Source organism: Psychrobacter sp. VH5, from assembly GCF_050572635.1.
Classification (GTDB): Bacteria; Pseudomonadota; Gammaproteobacteria; order Pseudomonadales; family Moraxellaceae; genus Psychrobacter; species Psychrobacter celer.
This window is the reverse complement of record NZ_CP192145.1, coordinates 2,153,624-2,172,471: the sequence shown is the minus strand read 5'-3', so window position 1 is coordinate 2,172,471 and position 18,848 is coordinate 2,153,624. Positions and strand designations below refer to the sequence as shown.

The window sequence follows — 18,848 nt, the reverse complement described above, 5'->3', positions numbered from 1 at the left end:
ACCCATTATTAAGCGCGAGCCTTGCGAGATAAAAACTTGGTTTTGGCTTTTGGTAGTACCAGTGCCAGTACCACCAGTAGGGCAGTGATTAGGTTTAAATCCTGCGGACCAAAGCCGATGCTACGTAGTGTATCGCTCGATAGCGCCACCTGAATAAACAGCTTATATAGTACCGCCCCGACGATAACAGCAAAGGTAATCAGCCAGATACGCTTGGCAGGAATGATGGTCTCACCGATGATGACGGCTGCTAGACCAATGACAATGGTACCGATACCGATAGAGATGTCCGCGCCGCCTTGTGTTTGTACAAACAAAGCACCTGCCAGTGCGATTAGACCATTGGATATGGCCATACCGATGATGGTCATCCATGAGGTATTGATACCTTGGGCTTGTGCCATCCGTAGGTTGGAGCCTGTGGCACGCATCGACAAGCCAGTTTCAGTGTTATAAAACCAATCTAAAAACAGCTTGGCCACTAAGATCACCACCCCAATGATCAAGCAGCGCATCCAATAGCCGTTGCCATCAGTTACCAAGCTGCTAAATACAGTGGTCTCACCAAGGAGCGGTAAGTTTGGCGCACCCATAATGCGCAAGTTGACAGAGTATAGCGCGACCATCACCAAGATACTGGCAAGTAGCTGCAAGATACCCAGCTTGACGTGGAGCCATGCCGTGACGATACCTGCGACTGATCCTGCGAGCATACCAAACGCGCAAGCAAGCCATGGGTTGATACCAGCGACGATAGAGATACCAGCGACAGCACCGCCGAGCGGAAAGCTGCCATCAGCCGTCAGATCAGGAAAGTCGAGCGTACGAAATGAGATCAGGACGCCAAGTGCAACAAGGCCATAAATCAGACCGCTTTCAAGCGCACCAAAAAAAGCAATTAAAGACATAAGAGATCAGTAAGTCATAACCAAGTGTCCGGCGCGAGAGAGTCACATAAATGCGCGGCGATTGCCACACTCATATAAACGCCAAACAGCTAAGCGGTGAATTTAACAGATTAAACAATCTGCGGTTAGGGTAAACCAAAACATATCACGATGAATAACGATCATAAGCTACCTTGGTTTTAATTATATAGCCCCATCGGACAAAACCAACGACAGCCAGCCATGAATAGCGCTCGCTGTCTGTTTGGTGGTTTTGCTGATAGATAGACGCTGCTATGTGACGTTAAAAATAAAAGGCCGTTATTCTATCACTTCTTTGGCGTTATCGATAACCGCTTGTGACAAAGTAATGCCTTCTTCAGTCGCATGTTTTGGACTGACATACAAATCTAGCGCTTGCGGCGTATAGACAGGGATAGCGCCGGCTTTTTCACCATTTAAGATACGCACAACGATTTTGCCAGTTTCGCGGCCAAGATCGTAGTAGTTGACGCCCAACGCCGCCACCGCACCGCGCTCGACTGAGCTGGTGTCTGAGGCAATCAGCGGAATCTTACTTTCTTTGGCGATTTGGTATAGCGACTCATAAGCCGACACCACGTTGTTATCGGTTGAGGTGTAGATCATATCCACCTTACCCTCAAGACTGCGGGCGGCCATGGCGATGTCGTTACTACGCTGTGCTGGCGCTTCATGCACATTAATGCCTTGAGGGGTCAGCTTTTCTTTTAGGTTTTTTAGGATGATGGTTGAGTTGACTTCACCTGGGCTATAGACGTAACCGACGTTTTTTAGGTCTGGGATGATCTGACGCATCAGCTCGATTTGCGGCTCATAGGGTAGTGCATCTGATGCGCCAGTGACGTTGGTGCCTGAGCCATCAAGTTTCGGTACTAGCTTGGCGGCGATAGGGTCAGTCACAGCCGAAAACACCATCGGAATGGTGCTGGTCGCTGCCGCAACAGACTGAGCGGATGGGGTGGCGATCGCGACGATAGCGTCTGGCTCATCCGCGACAAACTGCTTGGCGATCTGTCCGGCTGTTGCCGTATTGCCTTGTGCGCTTTGAAAGTTAACCGTTAGGTTTTCACCGTCTTTAAAACCTGCTTCATCGAGCTCGTCGATCACGCCTTTACGTACGTCATCTAAGGCAGGATGCTCGACAATGGCGGTAATGGCGACCGTTTTCATTTGCGTGGCGGTACTGTCTGCCGTACCGTCAGCACTATCGGTATCTTGGGCTGTCTGATTACAGCCAGTTAAGATCGCAGTACAAACGCCGCCTAATAACAGTGCCTTACTGAAGTTGAAATGACCAAAACGGTTTTGATAAAACATAGCTCTCACTCCTGAAAATAATAATGTGTCCGTACATTATTCAATAAATGGGTAAAGGATAACGTCAGTTGACTGTGTCATACAATTACTGCATCACACGCCCTATGACTACTGTGCAGTGGCTTGTGCCTTTTTGTCGATATTGATGGCGTTTTTTAGCAAATCCTCACTCAAGCTTACGCCTTGCTCAGCGGCATGCTTTGGACTGGCGTACAAGGTTAAGGTATTCATGACCTCAGGCTTGATGGCGCTCACGGCTTCACCATTTAGCACGCGATAGACCATCTTGCCTGTGGTACGACCAAAATCATAATCATTGACCCCAAGTGCGGCGGTCGCGCCGCGTCGTACGCTAAACTCGTCCGAAGCAATCACCGGAATATCCAGCTCGTTGGCTGCGCCTGCCATGGCTTCAAAGGCGGATACCACGTTGTTGTCAAGCGAGGTATAAATGACATCGGCACGACCTGAGAGGCTGCGCGTTGCCATGGCGACATCGGTTGGGCGATTGGCCGTGACATCTAAGATGGTAAGGCCGTAATTTGGCGCGGCTTTTTTGAGCTGATCGAGCACCACCACAGAGTTGACTTCACCTGGGCTATAGACATAGCCGATGGTTTTGGCATCGGGGACGATTTTTTTGATATTGTCCAGTTGCGGCTCGATAGGCAGCTCACTTGATAGGCCAGTGACGTTTGACTGGATAGGCACGTCATTGGCATCGATGAGTTTTGCAGCCACAGGGTCTGAGATGGCGGTATAAATCACAGGGACGGTTTTGGTAGAGGCCACCACTGACTGTGCCGAGGGCGTCGATATGGCGACGATGGCATCAGGGTTGTCGCCGGCAAACTGTTTGGCGATTTGCCCTGCGGTGGCAGTATTACCCTGCGCACTTTGGAAGTTTACTGTGAGGTTTTGACCTTCGATGTAGCCATTATCAGCCAGCTCATCAATGATACCGCGGCGCATCTCATCTAGCGATGGATGTTCGACGATCTGGGTGATGGCCAAGGTCTTGGCAGGTTTGTCGGCATCAGTACCAGCGCTATCGGCGGCGGTGTCGGTGGCGTCTGAGCAGCCCAGTAGCCCAAGGGCAGCGCTCATGGCGGCACCATATAGGCTAAAGCGTAAAGTAGTAGCAAAGGTCATGTTATTCTGGCTCGTCGGTTAAAGAAGTGCAGGTTACCCGAGTCAATATTATGTACATGCTGAGATAACGGGCGAACATAAAAGTAATCAATCCATGATTATTACGTCCATATTATGACAGTAATGTAAGTTATCGCAATAAAAAATTAAGGCGAGTTCGTCATGAGTCATCTCGCCAGATATATTGACGATGGGGTTTCTCAGCTTTTATCGGCAAAAACGCAAAAAAGACGTCACTTGGACGTCTTTTTTGAAACAAAAAAATCATAAAGGTACAAAGAGTATCACGCTCAAAACCGACTTTACGCTAATGTATCGCCAATCACGCAGTCATCTGGCAAGGTGACGACCGTAAGCCCTGTCTTTGGATGACCGGTTGAGAGTACCATGCCTTCTGAGACACCAAACTTCATCTTGCGCGGCGCCAGATTGGTGACGCAGATCACTTTTTTGCCTTGTAATTGCTCAGGCTCATAAAACTTACGAATGCCGCTAAACACGTTGCGCGGAGACTCTTCACCGACATCTAGGGTAAATTGCAATAGTTTGTCTGCGCCTTCGACATGGTTGCACGCGACCACGTGCGCCACTTTCATCTCAACCTTGGCAAAGTCCTCGATACCGATATAGTCGTCTGACTCGCTTGCTTCGTCTGCGGCAGAAGCCGGCTGATCAGCCGCTGGCGCTTCACTCTGGGTTAGCGATGCTTTGGAGTCTTCGATCATGGCGGTGACGTCTTTCTCTTCGATACGCTGCATCAGTGGCTTGAATTTATTGATTTTATTACCCAGTAGCCACTCATTGCGGCTGGCAAAGCTTAAGTCTTCAATATTCAAAAACGTTTTGGCATTGGCGGTCAGCTCAGGCAATACTGGCGCAAGATAAACCATGAGCTGACGGAAGATGTTGATCGCCACCGAGCAGACGTCTTGCACCTCTTGTTCAGTGCCTTCTTGCTTGGCAAGTGACCATGGTTTTTTGCCATCGATATACTCGTTGGCCTTGTCCGCACACTGCATGATAAGGCGCATGGCACGGGAGAACTCGCGGTTTTCATAAGCAGCAGCAATCTCATCGCCCGTTTTGGTGATGTCTTCTAACAACTCAGGCTCAGCGCAGACCTCTGAGAGCATCCCGTCGTATTTTTTGACGATAAAACCGGCGCTGCGACTGGCGATATTGACCACTTTACCTACCAAGTCAGAGTTGACCTTTTGCATAAAATCTTCTAAATCAAGGTTGATGTCCTCGACCTTATCCGACAGCTTACTGGCGAAGTAATAACGCAGATACTCTGGGTGCAAGTGCTCGGCATAAGTCTCAGCTTTGATAAAGGTGCCGCGTGACTTACTCATTTTTTCGCCATTGACCATTAAGAAACCATGAGCAAAAACGCCCGTTGGCGTGCGGAATTCACTACCGGCTAGCATGGCAGGCCAAAACAGTGCATGGAAATACACGATGTCTTTACCGATGAAGTGATACACCTCGGTTTTATGCTCATTTTCCTGTGCCCAATAGCGGTCAAAATCGAGCGCCTGATCGCTGCCTTCGCGTTTGTCGCATAGGTTTTTAAAGCTGGCCATGTAGCCCACTGGCGCATCGAGCCATACATAAAAGTATTTGTCTGGCTCATCGCTTGGGGTATCGGGTATCTGAAAACCAAAATACGGCGCATCGCGAGAGATATCCCAACTGGTGAGACCCGCTTCAAACCATTCTTGCAGCTTATTGGCGACCGAAACTTGCAAGCGCTCATCACTGCGGGTCCAGTCTTTTAAAAACTGCTCAAATTCTGGCAAATCAAAGAAATAATGCTTTGAGGTTTTGAGTACCGGCGTGGCATCCGACAACGTCGAATAGGGGTTTTTTAGCTCGGTGGCATCATAGGTGGTGCCGCAGACTTCACAGTTATCACCATATTGGTCTGGGCTAGCGCATTCTGGGCACTCTCCCTTGACAAATCGATCGGCCAAAAACAACTGTTTTTCGGGATCAAACAATTGCTCGACATCCTTTGTGCTGATGTGGCCGGCGTTATTTAGACGACGATAAATCAGCTCTGAGAAATGTTTGTTTTCTTCTGAGTGGGTGCTGTGGTAGTTGTCAAATTCAATCAAAAACTTTGCAAAGTCTGCTTCGTGTGAGGCTTTGACCGAGGCGATTTGCTCTTCTGGCGTGACGCCATTGGCTTCTGCTTTGAGCATGATGGCTGTACCGTGCGCGTCATCGGCACAGACATAAGTGACCTGATGGCCTTGCGCCTTCATGGCACGTACCCAGATGTCTGTCTGAATGTATTCTACAAGGTGCCCCAAATGGATGTAGCCATTGGCGTAGGGCAGCGCACTGGTTACTAAAATCTCACGCACTTTTATCACCTATATTTTTGTATAAATGGGTTGGTTATCAAACGTCACACGCTGTTTATAAAGGTATGATGATGACGTTATCAAGGCTAAAAACTTCTAAAATAAGCAAAAGTCTAAAAAGTGTGCCTATGATACCGTAATTCGGCCAAATTTGTGATATTCCTTAGTAATTAACACTAAGTGATGGCTGAATCTTTATAAAAAACCAGCATCGCTTTGACATAAAAAACCCACCGAGCGCGGGCTGAGTGGGTGGTGTTCGTGGTTATCATCAATCGAAAATAAAACGGTTGTAGAGTGAGGTGCGTTAAGGCAAGGCGAGCGGTGCGATCAAAAAGAACCAAACATCGTCCCCAAGATGATGATAGCGACCACTGCGATCAGCGGAATCAAAACCGTACAAGCAACGACCAATGAGATGATAATTGACCATAGCCTTCACCTGCGGCATTGGCTTTTTTGGCGCGTGTCTGTAGCTATAGCCAGCCACAGACAAACATAATGGTACCGCCGATGATACCCAGTATCGGTGCGGCAAAAACGTTGGTATTGTAGTATGGGATTGGGATAGCGTTTTGAATGGCTGGCGTGCCTGGTAGTGCTGTCATGGTAAAGGTAAAGGAGCCAAGCGCAATCGCTGCTGGAATCAAGCGCTTGGGTACATAGGTCAATAAAATTAATCAAAATATGTAATTTTTGATTTTTTATCAAATATTAATCTTAGAATAATATGATATTGACTTGCCTCATACCTCGCTACTGTACTGTCTCATTCGTTCTTAGTGTTATTGTCTTCTCGCTACGAGAATTATATGTTAACTTAGCATAAGTATTTGATATATGATATATCGATATAAAATGTATTGATTTAAATTTAAAACAGTCAATGCGCTATTGATTGGCACAATAAATAAATCATGATAGATAATGGACGTTAATAACAAAAACAGACTTGCAAGGAGATAAGTATGAGTCGCTCAAAAGTATATAGTAGTGCCGAAGAGGCGCTAAAAGGCATCGTCAGCGATGGGCAGACGCTTGCTATTGGCGGGTTTGGTCTGTGCGGTATTCCTGAAGCGTTGATCGAAGCATTGCGTGATAGCGGAGTTAAGGATTTGACCTGCATCAGTAACAACGCCGGTGTCGATGACTTCGGTTTAGGATTACTACTACAAACCCGTCAAATTAAAAAAATGATTTCATCTTACGTCGGCGAAAACAAAGAGTTTGAGCGTCAATACTTGGCAGGTGAGCTTGAAGTTGAGCTAACGCCGCAAGGCACCTTGGCCGAAAAACTGCGCTCAGGCGGTGCAGGCATTCCTGCATTTTATACCGCCACAGGCGTTGGTACGCTGGTCGCTGAAGGCAAAGAAACCCGTGAGTTTGACGGTCGTACTTATGTGTTAGAGCATTCACTGCGCGCCGATGTGGCATTGATTAAAGCGCAAAAGGCCGATAAGGCGGGCAATTTACTCTTTAATAAAACCGCTCGTAACTTCAACCCGGATTGTGCAATGGCGGGCAAAGTGACCATCGTTGAGGTCGAAGAAATCGTCGAGACCGGCACTCTTGACCCTGATGACGTACATCTGCCCGGTATCTTTGTGCAACGTATCGTCTTAAATGATAACCCTGAAAAACGTATCGAAAAAACCACCACTAAAGCCGCCAAGAGTGCTTAGTTAGTGGTTTTACCCAAACCTTTTAAAAATGACGTTAATAATAGAATATTGTAATACTACTTCTAAAAATTGAGCAGCAAGTAAGATAACCCTAAGTGCTACATTTTGTAGACTAAGCGAGTTTGATGCCGCTAATCATATTTCTTGGAGTGGTTATAAAAATAAGGAAATCACCATGGCATGGACAAGAGAGCAGATGGCACAGCGTGCCGCACAAGAGTTGCAAGACGGCTATTATGTAAACTTGGGCATTGGACTACCGACCCTCGTGGCCAACTATATTCCTGAAGGGGTGGATGTCTGGCTACAGTCTGAAAACGGCCTATTAGGTATTGGCGAGTTTCCAACGGAGGAGAATGTCGATGCCGATTTGATTAATGCGGGCAAGCAAACCGTCACCGCAGAGCCGGGCGCCAGTTATTTTAGTAGCTCAGAGTCGTTTGCGATGATTCGAGGTGGTCATGTCAATCTGGCGATACTCGGCGCGATGGAAGTGTCAGAAAAAGGGGATTTGGCCAACTGGATGATTCCCAAAAAAATGGTTAAAGGCATGGGCGGCGCGATGGATTTGGTGGCCGGTGTGCAGCGGGTGATTGTGCTGATGGAGCAAGTCAACAAACACGGCGAGCCAAAAATCCTTGCAGAATGCGTGCTACCCTTGACAGGCAAAGGCGTGGTCGACCGTATCATCACCGAGCTTGCGGTATTAGACGTCACCCATGATGGCCTAAAGCTGGTGGAATTGGCAGAGGGTGTCAGCTTTGAGGAGCTACAAGAAAAAACCCCAGTGAGCATTGTGCAATAACGGCGGCCAACAAGGACTGAACACAGCCAACTGATAAAGGATGATCGCATATGGCGACCCAATTACAACAAGATTTGACAGGCAAAGTGGCCTTAGTCACAGGCGCCGCAAGTGGTATCGGACGCGATATCGCCGAAACCTATGCCAAGGGTTTGTCAAAACCCCACTGGTCGAAAAACAAATCCCCGAACAAGCCACCGAAAAAGGCATCAGTGAAGAGTCAGTGGTAAATGACATTATGCTGGTCAATACCGTCGATAAAGCGTTTACCACAGTCGATGATATTGCCCAGCTGGCTTTGTTTTTAGCAGCATTCCCAAGCAATGTCTTTACTGGACAATCCATCGTCGCCAGCCATGGTTGGTTTATGAATTAATAAAATCCAAACTGAGCCAGTCGCGGGTTTATGGCGCTTTTATATAAATTGATACCATCCATGTTTGTTTGTGGTATCAACTTTGGCAACACTGACCGTGATTGTGGTTTGCTGGCTATTTGAGGCGTTTGACTATCATCAGCTTGCTAATAAAAGACCAATCCATTAGGATTTGATTTTATGTTGACTTGAGCCAATTGTATTGGCTCTTTTTTATGAGCACCTGTTGCCTGACTTCGCGCTGCACGGAGTGACAATGATGACGGAGTGACAATGATGAATGAGAAAGATTTTGCAGAAACGTTTGCAGCCAAGTTAAGCGACGCTGTCGCACAGCAGCAATTTGATGAGTCGGTACAGCAGTTGCAAGACCTGCGACCTATCGATAGCGCTGATGTACTGGCATTAATGACACCTACACTTGCGTGGCCATTACTACAGCGTCTGCCCAATCGTGCGACAGTGTTTGCCTACTTAGCGCCTGATATTCAAGTCGCCATGGCGCAGGTGTTCCCGCGGGCCAGCCTAGCAAAGATAGTCGGCGAGATGCCCGCTGATGAGCGTACCGATTTATATAAGCGTCTCAATCAAGCGCAGCGTGATGCCCTGCTACCAGCATTGGCACAGGCAGAGCGCGAAGACATTCGCAGACTCTCCGCCTATGAAGAGAGTACCGCTGGGGCGCTGATGACCTCAGATTATGCTACCTTGAGCGCTCAGATGAGTGTCGCTGAGGCACTGGCCGCGCTACGCTTAGAGGCGCCGGATGCTGAGACCATTTATCATGCTTATGTCATCGATGCGGCGCGCAAGCTGTTGGGCGTGGTGTCCTTACGTGTATTGATTTTGGCATCGCCTGAGCAGCGTATCGCCGATCTGATGATGAGTAGCGTGGTGTCGTGTAATGTCCATGATGACCAAGAGGACGTCGCCAAAACCATCGCGCGTTATGATTTGATCGCCTTGCCCATTACCGATGACAGTGGCGCTCTGGTTGGGATCGTCACTCATGATGATGCGATCGATGTGGTCAATGATGAAGCCACCGACGATTTTCATAAGTCGGGTGGTGTCTCGACCATGGTCGGTAAACTAAAAGACGTCAGTATCCGTATGCTCTACCGCAAACGGGTGTTTTGGCTGGTGTTTTTGGTGTTTGGCAACTTGCTATCTGGTTTGAGTATTGCAAATTTTGAAGAGGTGATTGCCGCCAATTTAGTGCTGGTGTTTTTTTTGCCGCTATTGGTCGATAGTGGTGGCAACGCCGGCTCGCAGTCTGCAACCTTGATGGTACGGGCGCTGGCCACGGGCGATGTGGTGATGCGCGATTGGTTTTCCTTGCTTGGTCGTGAGGCTCTGGTGGCGTTGATGCTCGGTGCGACCATGGCGGTGGCGATCTCTATCATTGGTTATATTCGCGGTGATGCCGTGGTGTCGCTGGTGCTGGCGCTTAGCATGATGTCGGTGGTGATGATTGGTTGTGTGATCGGCATGAGCTTGCCATTTGTGCTGAACAAATTAGGCTTTGACCCTGCCGCCGCCAGTGCGCCTTTGATCACTTCAGTGTGTGATGCGTCGGGAGTGCTGATCTATTTATTGATCGCTTCGAAGTTTTTGGCGATCGGTTGAATTGGTTTTTGCCATAGGTATCGTCGGCGCGCGTGTTCCCACTGGCATTGTGGTTTTTTTATAGCGTCAATTGAGCTACACTGTCGGATAATAAGGGTAGACAAAAAAGCTGATGATGTATTATTGACCAGCGCGACGACGGTATTGCTCGAGTTGTCCTACCGGCCCACTTGCAAAATAGGTAGTCATGATAGCCATGTTTAATTTTATGAAAAAAAAATCCAAAGCCGAAACACCGCAGCAGCGCGCCGAGCGTGATAGCGCAGTTGATAAAGTCTTGCTCGGCTATGAAGTCGGCACCGTTAGCATTGCCACGATGGTGACGGGGCTTGAGCGCGACGGGCAAGTGCTCACCTTAGATTTGCGCTTACCCAAAGACAGTAACCCTGAACAGATACAACAGGAGCTGGGTCAACTGCTGCATCCGCATGGTATCAGAACCATTCATATGAATGTGCGCCTACCAGCCGATGTTAAAGGTGCTGGTGCAAGCTTGCCCAAAGCGCCGCCCAAATCGATGCCAAAGACGACAGATGCCATGGCCACTCACGCCAAACCTGCTACCCAAGCAGAGCAAGAACCGACAAGCAGCGAGCCACCAATTACTAAGGCTGCGCCGACGCAAGCATCGCTGGCGGCGCACCCACGTATTCGTCATATTATTGTGGTGGCCTCAGGCAAAGGCGGCGTCGGTAAATCAACGACGACAGTCAATATTGCTTTGGCATTACAAAAGCTTGGCAACCGTGTGGGCGTGCTAGATGCCGATATCTACGGCCCTAGTATGCCAACGATGCTGGGTGTGGCGGATATCAAGCCTGAGCTAGAAAACGAGCAGTTTGTGCCTGTCGAAGCGCACAGTATAGCCATGCTATCGATAGGTAGCTTGCTCGATAGTGACAACACTCCTGTCGCGTGGCGCGGCCCCAAGGCCACGGGCGCCCTGATGCAGCTATACAATCAAACCAACTGGCCACAATTGGACTATTTGGTGATTGATATGCCACCAGGTACAGGTGATATTCAGCTGACATTGGCGCAGCGTATTCCTGTCACAGGGGCGGTGATTGTGACAACACCGCAGCATGTGGCCTTGATGGATGCGCAAAAGGGCGTTGAGATGTTTAACAAAACCAATATCCCCGTACTGGGTGTGGTGGAAAACATGGCGCTGCATACTTGTAGTAACTGCAACCATACCGAGGCCATCTTTGGCAGCGGTGGCGGCGAGTTTATCGCAGAGCAATATCAGGTGCCGCTACTAGGCCAGTTGCCACTTGCCAGTGGTATCCGCGCCCAAGTGGACAAAGGGGTGCCAAGCGTCTTGGCTGACGATGAGTTTGCCTCTTATTATTTGAGCATTGCCAAAAACATCGAAGCCAACATTGCAAAATTTGCCAAACCAGTCGATGATAAGCGAATTTTTTGATAGGTTTTGCGCGCTACTCGAATAATAGTAAAATAGCCTAAGCGTATTTTTCCATAAAGAACGTGGTTTACAGCAAGGAAGTATGGTGAGCATATCGATTTATCGGCGTCATTTAGACGATATTCCCAAGCAGTATGTGTTATTAAAACTGTTGCGCCCGCCGATATATGTGATTGAGCTTTCAAACAATCAAATAATTGCTGTTTGCTATTACAAAGACGGTAGTAGCAAACGGTATCAAATCAACGCCGAATTTAGCAATCGCCGCATGGTGATCGCTGATTTTAATAAGTTTTCAGCAGTGTTGGCTGAGTTATTAAAAAAGTTTCCTCGGCACTTTTTATGGATGAGCGCGATAGCCGCTACTGATGTGACACAAAAGCTGACAGATGGTTTGACCGATATAGAGATTAAGGTGATAAGAGAAGCCATTTGGGTGTCTGCAAGACAAGCAAAAAGAAGCGTCGTAAGCACCACCGTTGGCTACCAAGGACAGGTAGTCTCACGATAAAATTTGGTTAGGATACCTCACTTATGAACCAAAACCCCAGCCCTAACGCACAAAATCAGCCGCACTCACCTGTGGGTGCAAGACCAGTTATTGAACAGCTTATCCAAGAGGGACAGCCCACTTTTGGGGTGTTTACGCAAGTCAAAAGTATCAATTATCTTGACTACCACAGTCATCTGATCTCGCAAAAGACGCTGCCAAACTGGCGAAAAGATCTCAAAGCCAATCAATTTTGCTTTATCCAAATTATCCAGCCGCCTTATCGCATCTGTTTGGCACTGGCGACCATCAAACTTGCCACCAGTGCCTTTGTTTATCTTTATAACGATGAGACTGATGAGCTAGAGGTTTGTGAAGCTTTGCAGCCTTTGACGCGGCAGACGCAGCTAATAGGTGATTGCTATCAAGGGCGAATGGCATTTACCCATAATAAGCTGACCGTAACATTGGATTTTACGCCTTCACAAATCGCAGTAGCATTGGATAGTAAACACATTACGCTTGATGCGATGCTACAGCGGCAAGCGCAGCCACTTGCGATCTGCACCCCAACGGGCAGGCGCGGCTGGACATACACACAAAAAGAGCCACTGACAGCAGTCATGGGACACATGTGCATCAAAGAAGCATCAATATTTAATATCGCTGCGGTTACAGATGGCAGCCAAACCAAGCAAATAGACTTTGATGCGTCTGCAACTGCCAATCTAGATTGGACGCTGGGCTATATGCGCCGCGAGACCAATTGGTTTTGGACATGTATCAATCACTATTTGCCCGATGGTCGCCATTTTTTATTGAACTTATCGATGGGTGTCAATGAAACAGGTATGAGCGAAAATGCCTGCTGGCTAGATGGGCAGATATATTATCTACCGCCTGTGATGTTTGTACGTAAGGCCTTGCAGGCAGCTGTGCCAAGTACTTGGCGTGTTTATCATCAAAACCTTGGCTGGAGCAATGTCGATATTGATTTGACCTTTACGCCCATGACTGTCTATCAAAAAACCGATAACTTTGGCGTACTGGCCAGTATTTTTGAGCAATGGCTTGGCTGGTATAGTGGGGAGATACGGCTGGGCGATACCGTCATCAGGCTTGATCATGTCATGGGATTGGCAGAAGACCATTTTGCCAAATGGTAGCCTAGAGGTCCTGCCTGCTTTTTATAAAGTGACTCGGTTGACTCGGATGTTAAAAGTTTGGTTGTCAAGTAGTTTGGGTGTTAAGGGTTTGGCTATTAAATGGTTTGCATGATAAATAGTGACAGCTCTATAAATTCAGCGCTCAATTCCGTATAATCACCGCTACCAATATACGAAGCGTGTCTCTTAGAGGGTGACAATCATGACAGCCTCTGGAGCATTGATGCGTTATCGTCAGCGCCCAACCCCTATATTATTATTTGTTAAGGAACAAAAATGTCTATCAAATCTGACCGCTGGATTCGCAAAATGGCTGAAGAACATGGCATGATTGAGCCATTTGAGGCGGGTCAAGTACGTTTCAACGATGCAGGCGAGCGTTTGGTCAGCTACGGCACATCAAGCTACGGATACGATGTACGCTGTGCCCCTGAGTTTAAAGTTTTTACCAATGTACACTCTGTGGTGGTCGATCCCAAAAACTTCGATGATAAAAGCTTTATCGATATCGTTGGTGATGAGTGCATCATTCCGCCCAACTCATTTGCGCTGGCGCGTACCGTTGAGTACTTTCGTATACCACGCGATGTCCTGACTATTTGTCTTGGTAAATCTACTTATGCACGCTGCGGCATCATCGTCAACGTCACACCACTTGAGCCTGAGTGGGAAGGGCATGTAACGCTTGAGTTTAGTAATACCACCAATCTACCTGCGCGCATTTATGCAGGTGAAGGGGTTGCACAGATGCTGTTTTTCCAAAGTGATAGCGATGATGTTTGTGAAACCAGCTATAAAGACCGTGGCGGCAAGTACCAAGGTCAACGCGGTGTCACGCTGCCAAGAACGTAGTCGGCAGCCGCTCAGTTATTGCTGTTTGGCGCTAGCTTAGGTCTTTAGCCTTATAGAGTAAAGTTATAGAGTGTTAAATAAGCAAAAAGCCAGTCATGGTTCATACGACTGGCTTTTTTGTGGGCTAAAAACTAAGGTGTTAGAGGTTTTTGTTACTTTAAGACTTTTAGACCCGCTTTGTTATCGCGTTTGGGTTTAGGCTTGTCCGCCTTGGGCGTCGTGTACTGCTCTTCTGGCACATAATTGTCATACTCGTTTGGATCAAAAAACATGCCTTGCGAGTTTTCTTTGGCATAGATACCCATCACCGCCGTCAATGGCACCCAAATCTCTTGTGAAACGCCACCAAAACGAGCGCTGAACTGGATATAGTCATTGTCCATGCGCATATTGCCTGTCGCACGGCTGGCAATATTGAGCACAATACGGCCATCTTGTACATGTTCGGTTGGTACCTGAACGTTTTTGGCCGTCGCATCGACCATCAGATAGGGCGTCAGCGCATTGTCCTCTATCCATTGATAAAGGGCGCGTACCATATATGGACGAGTTGGGGTGAGAGAAGTGGTATCGCTCATCTAATGATTTCCTATACTAAATATGGGTTATGAGATAAACGGTCATCTTTGACAACAGTCTACTATTTTAAATAATACATTGTTTGCAACAGACAAGTATGGCGGGACTGATCTTTGCGTTGTTACTGTCTGTTTGGTTTTTATCCTTTTTACACTTTTTATTCTAAGACAGACATCGAGCGTTGTCTAATTAGCGCACACTTCTTTGGAAGCTCTCGCGCTCAAAGATACGCTGCTGATAGTCCAATAAAGGCCGACTGATCGCACGCGGTAGCGCTATGCCCATGTCTTCTAGTCGCCACAGTAAAGGCGCTAATAACACGTCACACCAGCCAAAGTCATCTGCCATAAAATAAGGCTTATGCGCAAACAAAGGCGCAAGCGTGATTAAAGAATCACTGAGCTGTTTTTTGGCAATGACAGCTTTCGCTTTATTAAAACTATCAGGATGTGTCAGTAGCTGCTTGCCGAGCACCAGCCAATCATGCTGGATGCGCCATGCCAATTGGCGAAACTGTGCGCGCTCTTGCGGGGCTTCAGGGAGCAGCTTATTGGTATGGTAGCGCTCTTCTAAGTATTCAAAAATCACGTTGATTTCATAAAGGGCAATATCACGCTGCTGCAACACAGGCAGGGTATGATAAGGGTTTAGCTCAGTCAAGTCCTCGGGGCGCTCAGAGTGCAAACGTGACAAATAATAATCGAGCTTTTTTTCTTCAAGTAATAGCCGCACCACATGACTGTCGTAGCCGTCATCAGCATATAAGATTAGCTGACTACTTGGAATGTCGTTTGCATCAATCATGAAAGCCTAATGTTCATAGTAAAGGGTGTCATCGTAAACAAAGTAGAGCTGATTATCAAGCCGGTGTACGTAAGCGTGATGGGTGGATGCCGTATGGATAGGTGTTTGTTCTATTGTCAGTCTTTATTATCTTATCAGTCTCTATTATCTACGCTATCCTCGATTCGATATAAAAACGTTTCATTGAGCGACTTGATAGCCATGTATCTGATTTACTTGGATCAAACTATATAGTAGCACGTACAAAATACGGTGCGGCAAAATGAAAAAAGGCACTACCCAAGTAGTGCCTTTTTGTGTCTATTATGACCAATTTTTTATAGCGATAGGCTATGTTTATGATGCTGTTACTTTACGTCTTTCCAGAACTCTTTATTGAGTAAGTAAACTGGGATCAGTAATACTAACAAGAATAAAATTACAAAGAAGCCAATCACTTGACGGTCATGACGGGCAGGTTCTGCCATCCACGCCATAAAGTTGACCAAGTCACCAACTTCAGATTCAAACTCTTCAGCACTAAGCTCTTCTTGCATGTTATGCAATACGTGCGGCATCGCCGCGTTTGCCAGCACTAAGTTGTTTGAGCCCCAAGGACGGCTTGGATCTTCATAAAATGACAATAGATAAGTATAAACCCAGTCATCACCGCGTAGTCTGGTTTCAAGCGACAGGTCTGGTGGCGCCGCACCAAACCATGCGGCTTGAACCTCAGGGTCAATCTCCGCTGTGATATGGTCACCGATTTGATCGGTGGTGACCATTAGGTATTTTTCGACCAGCTCAGGTGGAATATCCAAGTCTTTGGCGATGCGTGAATGACGAACGTACTGTGCAGAATGACAACCAGCACAGTAGTTCATAAAGATTTTTGCACCGTTTTGTAGCGAGCCTTTATTGGTAAAGTCAATGGGGGCTTCACTACAAGCCAAATGTTCTACCACGCCGTCGGCATTGGTAAAAGTACCACATCCGCCGCCTGCTGCCAGCGCACTACCAGCAGTCAAACTCAATGCCGCGCCTAAGCCTAGACCAGCTAGGGATTTGATTAGCGTGCTCATTAGTGACCTCCGGTAACGCGTTCTGGTGGCTGTTTACACTTCTCGATGGCAGTGTAAAACGGCATCAACAAGAAGAACAAGAAATATAGAATCGTGAAGACACGAGCCATAATAGTCGCAGTTGGCGTCGCAGGTGTTGCACCTAAATAGCCAAGTACGATAAAGCTAATAGCAAAGACAGTTAGTGCAATCTTAGACAAGATACCTTTGTAGCGTATTGAGCGTACAGGTGATCTGTCGAGCCACGGTATCAAGAATAGTACAGCGATGGCCGCACCCATGGCGATGACCCCGCCCAGCTTACTTGGAACCGCACGCAAGATGGCATAGAACGGTGTGTAGTACCATACTGGTGCAATGTGTGCTGGTGTTTTCAGTGAGTTCGCTGCTTCAAAGTTAGGTGGCTCAAGGAAATAACCGCCGCCTTCAGGGAAGAAGAACACCACCGCAAAGAAACAGATAAAGAATACTACGATACCCACCATATCATGCACAGTGTAGTATGGATGGAATTCGATACCGTCTAATGGTACGCCATTTTTGTCTTTTAGCTTCTTAATATCGATACCATCAGGGTTGTTAGAACCTACATGGTGCAATGCGACAATGTGCATGAAGACCAAGCCCACAAGGACCAATGGAATAGCGACAACGTGTAGCGCAAAGAAGCGGTTTAGGGTGATACCTGAGATGATATAGTCACCACGTACCCACTCAGCAAGACCGTCACCAATTACCGGCAGCGCTGCAGGAAGGTTTAAGATAACCTGAGCACCCCAAAATGACATGTTGCCCCAAGGGAGTAGGTATCCAAAGAAACCTTCGGCCATAAGAGCCAAATAGATGCCCATGCCGATGAGCCAAATAAGCTCACGAGGTTTTTGATATGAGCCGTAGAGCAGTGCTCTAAACATATGCAAATACACCACGACAAAGAACGCTGAGGCGCCAGTCGAGTGCATATAACGGATGAGCCAACCGCCTTTGACATCACGCATGATGTATTCTACAGACGCAAATGCGCCCTCGGCACTAGGGTTGTACATCATCGTCAGCCAAATACCGGTCACCAACTGGTTGACCAATACGACCATTGACAATACGCCAAAGAAGTACCAAAAGTTAAAGTTCTTTGGTGCATAGTACTTTGACATGTGGTATTCATAGGTTTCAGTCGCTGGGAAACGCGCGTCCACCCAATGCATTAACTTTTTACCCATACTCATATTAAGCCTCCCCAACCGTCAAGATGGTACCTTCCATGCTATATTCTGGAACAGGTAAATTCAGCGGTGCAGGAACGCCACTATAGACACGGCCTGCTAAGTCATATTTTGATCCGTGACAGGGGCAAAAAAAGCCGCCGTACCAGTCGTTACCACCCAAATCGGTTGCGCCCACATCAGGACGGTAGTTCGGTGCACAGCCTAAATGCGTACACACGCCTTCGACCACCAAGACTTCTGGTGTCAAAGAACGCTCTGGGTTTTGGCAATACTCTGGTTGTAGCGATGCTTCTGAATTAGGGTCAGATAGTAATGGCTTAACTGACTCAAGCGTGCTCAACATGTCTTCGGTACGTTTTACCACAAAGATCGGTTTACCGCGATATTTGACGACAATCATCTGTCCCGCTTCAATAGAGCTGATGTCTTGGGTGACTGCAGCCCCTGCAGCCTCAGCTTTGGCGCTTGGGTACCAAGAGCGGACAAAAGGTGTTGCCACAGCAGCTACCCCAGCTGCACCAATTGCGGCAGTTGAGGCAATAAGAACTCTACGGCGTTGTACGTTAACGCCTTCGGCTTGGCTCATTAATACTTCCTCCAGGTGAATGAAATGGGATTATCCCACACTGGGTTTGTGGCTTAGAAAATATACAATATCAAGCCACTTTAGCTGTGCCTAATTTTGCTAATTGTTGCTATTCTAAGCTATTTCGGTGATAAAATAAATTATTGCGTTAAAAATAAAGCAACCTTGAGAGAACACAGTATAAGGTTGAACAGGGTAACCCATACAAAAAAGCTGGATTATCAACGTCTAACATCCGTTTTGTTTCGATAAAGGACGCAAAGGCGCTTCAACGGTTTTGCAAACGATGGTCACGTGATGACCTTATAATCAATAAGGATATTCAACAATAGCGAATGATACTTGAAATTCAGGCAATGTTCACTAACTTTCAGTACTTAAGCGTTATGTCTC

General features: G+C 47.3%; 19 protein-coding genes and 1 pseudogene. 9 read left to right on the top strand and 11 right to left on the bottom strand.

What is annotated here, in order from left to right; translation table 11 throughout:
* Positions 1-8: 8 nt before the first annotated feature.
* The 6 genes from ACNFVB_RS09105 to ACNFVB_RS09080 form a co-directional block, all read right to left on the bottom strand.
* The gene (locus tag ACNFVB_RS09105; RefSeq protein ID WP_289000677.1) at positions 9-908 is read right to left on the bottom strand and encodes an ABC transporter permease; all 900 of its coding nucleotides are present in this window, start codon (positions 906-908) and stop codon (positions 9-11) included.
* A 300-nt stretch (positions 909-1,208) separates the two neighbouring features.
* On the bottom strand, positions 1,209-2,246 hold the full coding sequence (locus tag ACNFVB_RS09100) for an ABC transporter substrate-binding protein (RefSeq protein ID WP_430737276.1): 1,038 nt from the start codon (positions 2,244-2,246) through the stop codon (positions 1,209-1,211).
* A gap of 108 nt (positions 2,247-2,354) precedes the next feature.
* A complete protein-coding gene (locus ACNFVB_RS09095; RefSeq protein ID WP_348549730.1) occupies positions 2,355-3,398 on the bottom strand; it encodes an ABC transporter substrate-binding protein in 1,044 nt (347 codons plus the stop codon).
* 302 nt (positions 3,399-3,700) lie between these two features.
* Positions 3,701-5,770 (bottom strand): methionine--tRNA ligase, encoded by a 2,070-nt coding sequence (gene metG, locus ACNFVB_RS09090; RefSeq protein ID WP_430737275.1) that lies wholly within the window; start codon positions 5,768-5,770, stop codon positions 3,701-3,703.
* 307 nt (positions 5,771-6,077) lie between these two features.
* On the bottom strand, positions 6,078-6,203 hold the full coding sequence (locus ACNFVB_RS09085) for a hypothetical protein (protein ID WP_430737274.1): 126 nt from the start codon (positions 6,201-6,203) through the stop codon (positions 6,078-6,080).
* A gap of 43 nt (positions 6,204-6,246) precedes the next feature.
* Entirely contained in the window at positions 6,247-6,441 is a 195-nt protein-coding gene (locus ACNFVB_RS09080) for a hypothetical protein (protein ID WP_288996893.1), read from the bottom strand.
* Between the two features lie 297 nt (positions 6,442-6,738).
* Here ACNFVB_RS09080 and ACNFVB_RS09075 point away from each other — a divergent pair, with 297 nt between their 5' ends.
* The 9 genes and pseudogenes from ACNFVB_RS09075 (at position 6,739) to dcd (ending at position 14,199) form a co-directional block, all read left to right on the top strand.
* Positions 6,739-7,452 carry a CoA transferase subunit A gene (locus ACNFVB_RS09075; RefSeq protein ID WP_288996895.1) on the top strand — a complete coding sequence of 238 codons (714 nt, stop codon included), beginning with the start codon at positions 6,739-6,741 and terminating at the stop codon, positions 7,450-7,452.
* Positions 7,453-7,627: 175 nt separating this feature from the next.
* Entirely contained in the window at positions 7,628-8,257 is a 630-nt protein-coding gene (locus tag ACNFVB_RS09070) for a CoA transferase subunit B (protein ID WP_288996896.1), read from the top strand.
* A gap of 50 nt (positions 8,258-8,307) precedes the next feature.
* Positions 8,308-8,406: pseudogene (locus tag ACNFVB_RS09065) on the top strand (3-hydroxybutyrate dehydrogenase); the annotation flags it as partial.
* Positions 8,407-8,480: 74 nt separating this feature from the next.
* Complete coding sequence (locus ACNFVB_RS09060; RefSeq protein WP_430737273.1) at positions 8,481-8,633, top strand: hypothetical protein; 153 nt, start codon at positions 8,481-8,483, stop codon at positions 8,631-8,633.
* Between the two features lie 276 nt (positions 8,634-8,909).
* The gene (mgtE, locus tag ACNFVB_RS09055) at positions 8,910-10,262 is read left to right on the top strand and encodes a magnesium transporter (protein ID WP_430738512.1); all 1,353 of its coding nucleotides are present in this window, start codon (positions 8,910-8,912) and stop codon (positions 10,260-10,262) included.
* Between the two features lie 196 nt (positions 10,263-10,458).
* Entirely contained in the window at positions 10,459-11,691 is a 1,233-nt protein-coding gene (apbC, locus tag ACNFVB_RS09050; protein WP_430737272.1) for an iron-sulfur cluster carrier protein ApbC, read from the top strand.
* A gap of 85 nt (positions 11,692-11,776) precedes the next feature.
* Entirely contained in the window at positions 11,777-12,202 is a 426-nt protein-coding gene (locus ACNFVB_RS09045) for a hypothetical protein (RefSeq protein ID WP_192993001.1), read from the top strand.
* Between the two features lie 23 nt (positions 12,203-12,225).
* Positions 12,226-13,347: a DUF2804 domain-containing protein gene (locus ACNFVB_RS09040; protein ID WP_430737271.1), complete on the top strand. Its 1,122-nt coding sequence runs from the start codon at positions 12,226-12,228 to the stop codon at positions 13,345-13,347.
* Positions 13,348-13,623: 276 nt separating this feature from the next.
* The gene (gene dcd, locus ACNFVB_RS09035) at positions 13,624-14,199 is read left to right on the top strand and encodes a dCTP deaminase (protein WP_075101619.1); all 576 of its coding nucleotides are present in this window, start codon (positions 13,624-13,626) and stop codon (positions 14,197-14,199) included.
* A 152-nt stretch (positions 14,200-14,351) separates the two neighbouring features.
* On the opposite strand, the gene ACNFVB_RS09030 is transcribed toward dcd, so the two are convergent.
* The 5 genes from ACNFVB_RS09030 to petA form a co-directional block, all read right to left on the bottom strand.
* Positions 14,352-14,777 (bottom strand): ClpXP protease specificity-enhancing factor, encoded by a 426-nt coding sequence (locus ACNFVB_RS09030; protein WP_430737270.1) that lies wholly within the window; start codon positions 14,775-14,777, stop codon positions 14,352-14,354.
* A 190-nt stretch (positions 14,778-14,967) separates the two neighbouring features.
* Complete coding sequence (locus ACNFVB_RS09025) at positions 14,968-15,582, bottom strand: glutathione S-transferase N-terminal domain-containing protein (protein WP_192993004.1); 615 nt, start codon at positions 15,580-15,582, stop codon at positions 14,968-14,970.
* Between the two features lie 347 nt (positions 15,583-15,929).
* Positions 15,930-16,643 (bottom strand): cytochrome c1, encoded by a 714-nt coding sequence (locus ACNFVB_RS09020; RefSeq protein WP_198336400.1) that lies wholly within the window; start codon positions 16,641-16,643, stop codon positions 15,930-15,932.
* Entirely contained in the window at positions 16,643-17,848 is a 1,206-nt protein-coding gene (locus ACNFVB_RS09015; RefSeq protein WP_198336410.1) for a cytochrome b, read from the bottom strand. Before ACNFVB_RS09015 ends, ACNFVB_RS09020 begins: the two co-directional genes overlap by 1 nt.
* Positions 17,849-17,870: 22 nt before the next feature.
* Complete coding sequence (gene petA / locus ACNFVB_RS09010; RefSeq protein ID WP_274631504.1) at positions 17,871-18,455, bottom strand: ubiquinol-cytochrome c reductase iron-sulfur subunit; 585 nt, start codon at positions 18,453-18,455, stop codon at positions 17,871-17,873.
* Between the last annotated feature and the right edge of the window lie 393 nt (positions 18,456-18,848).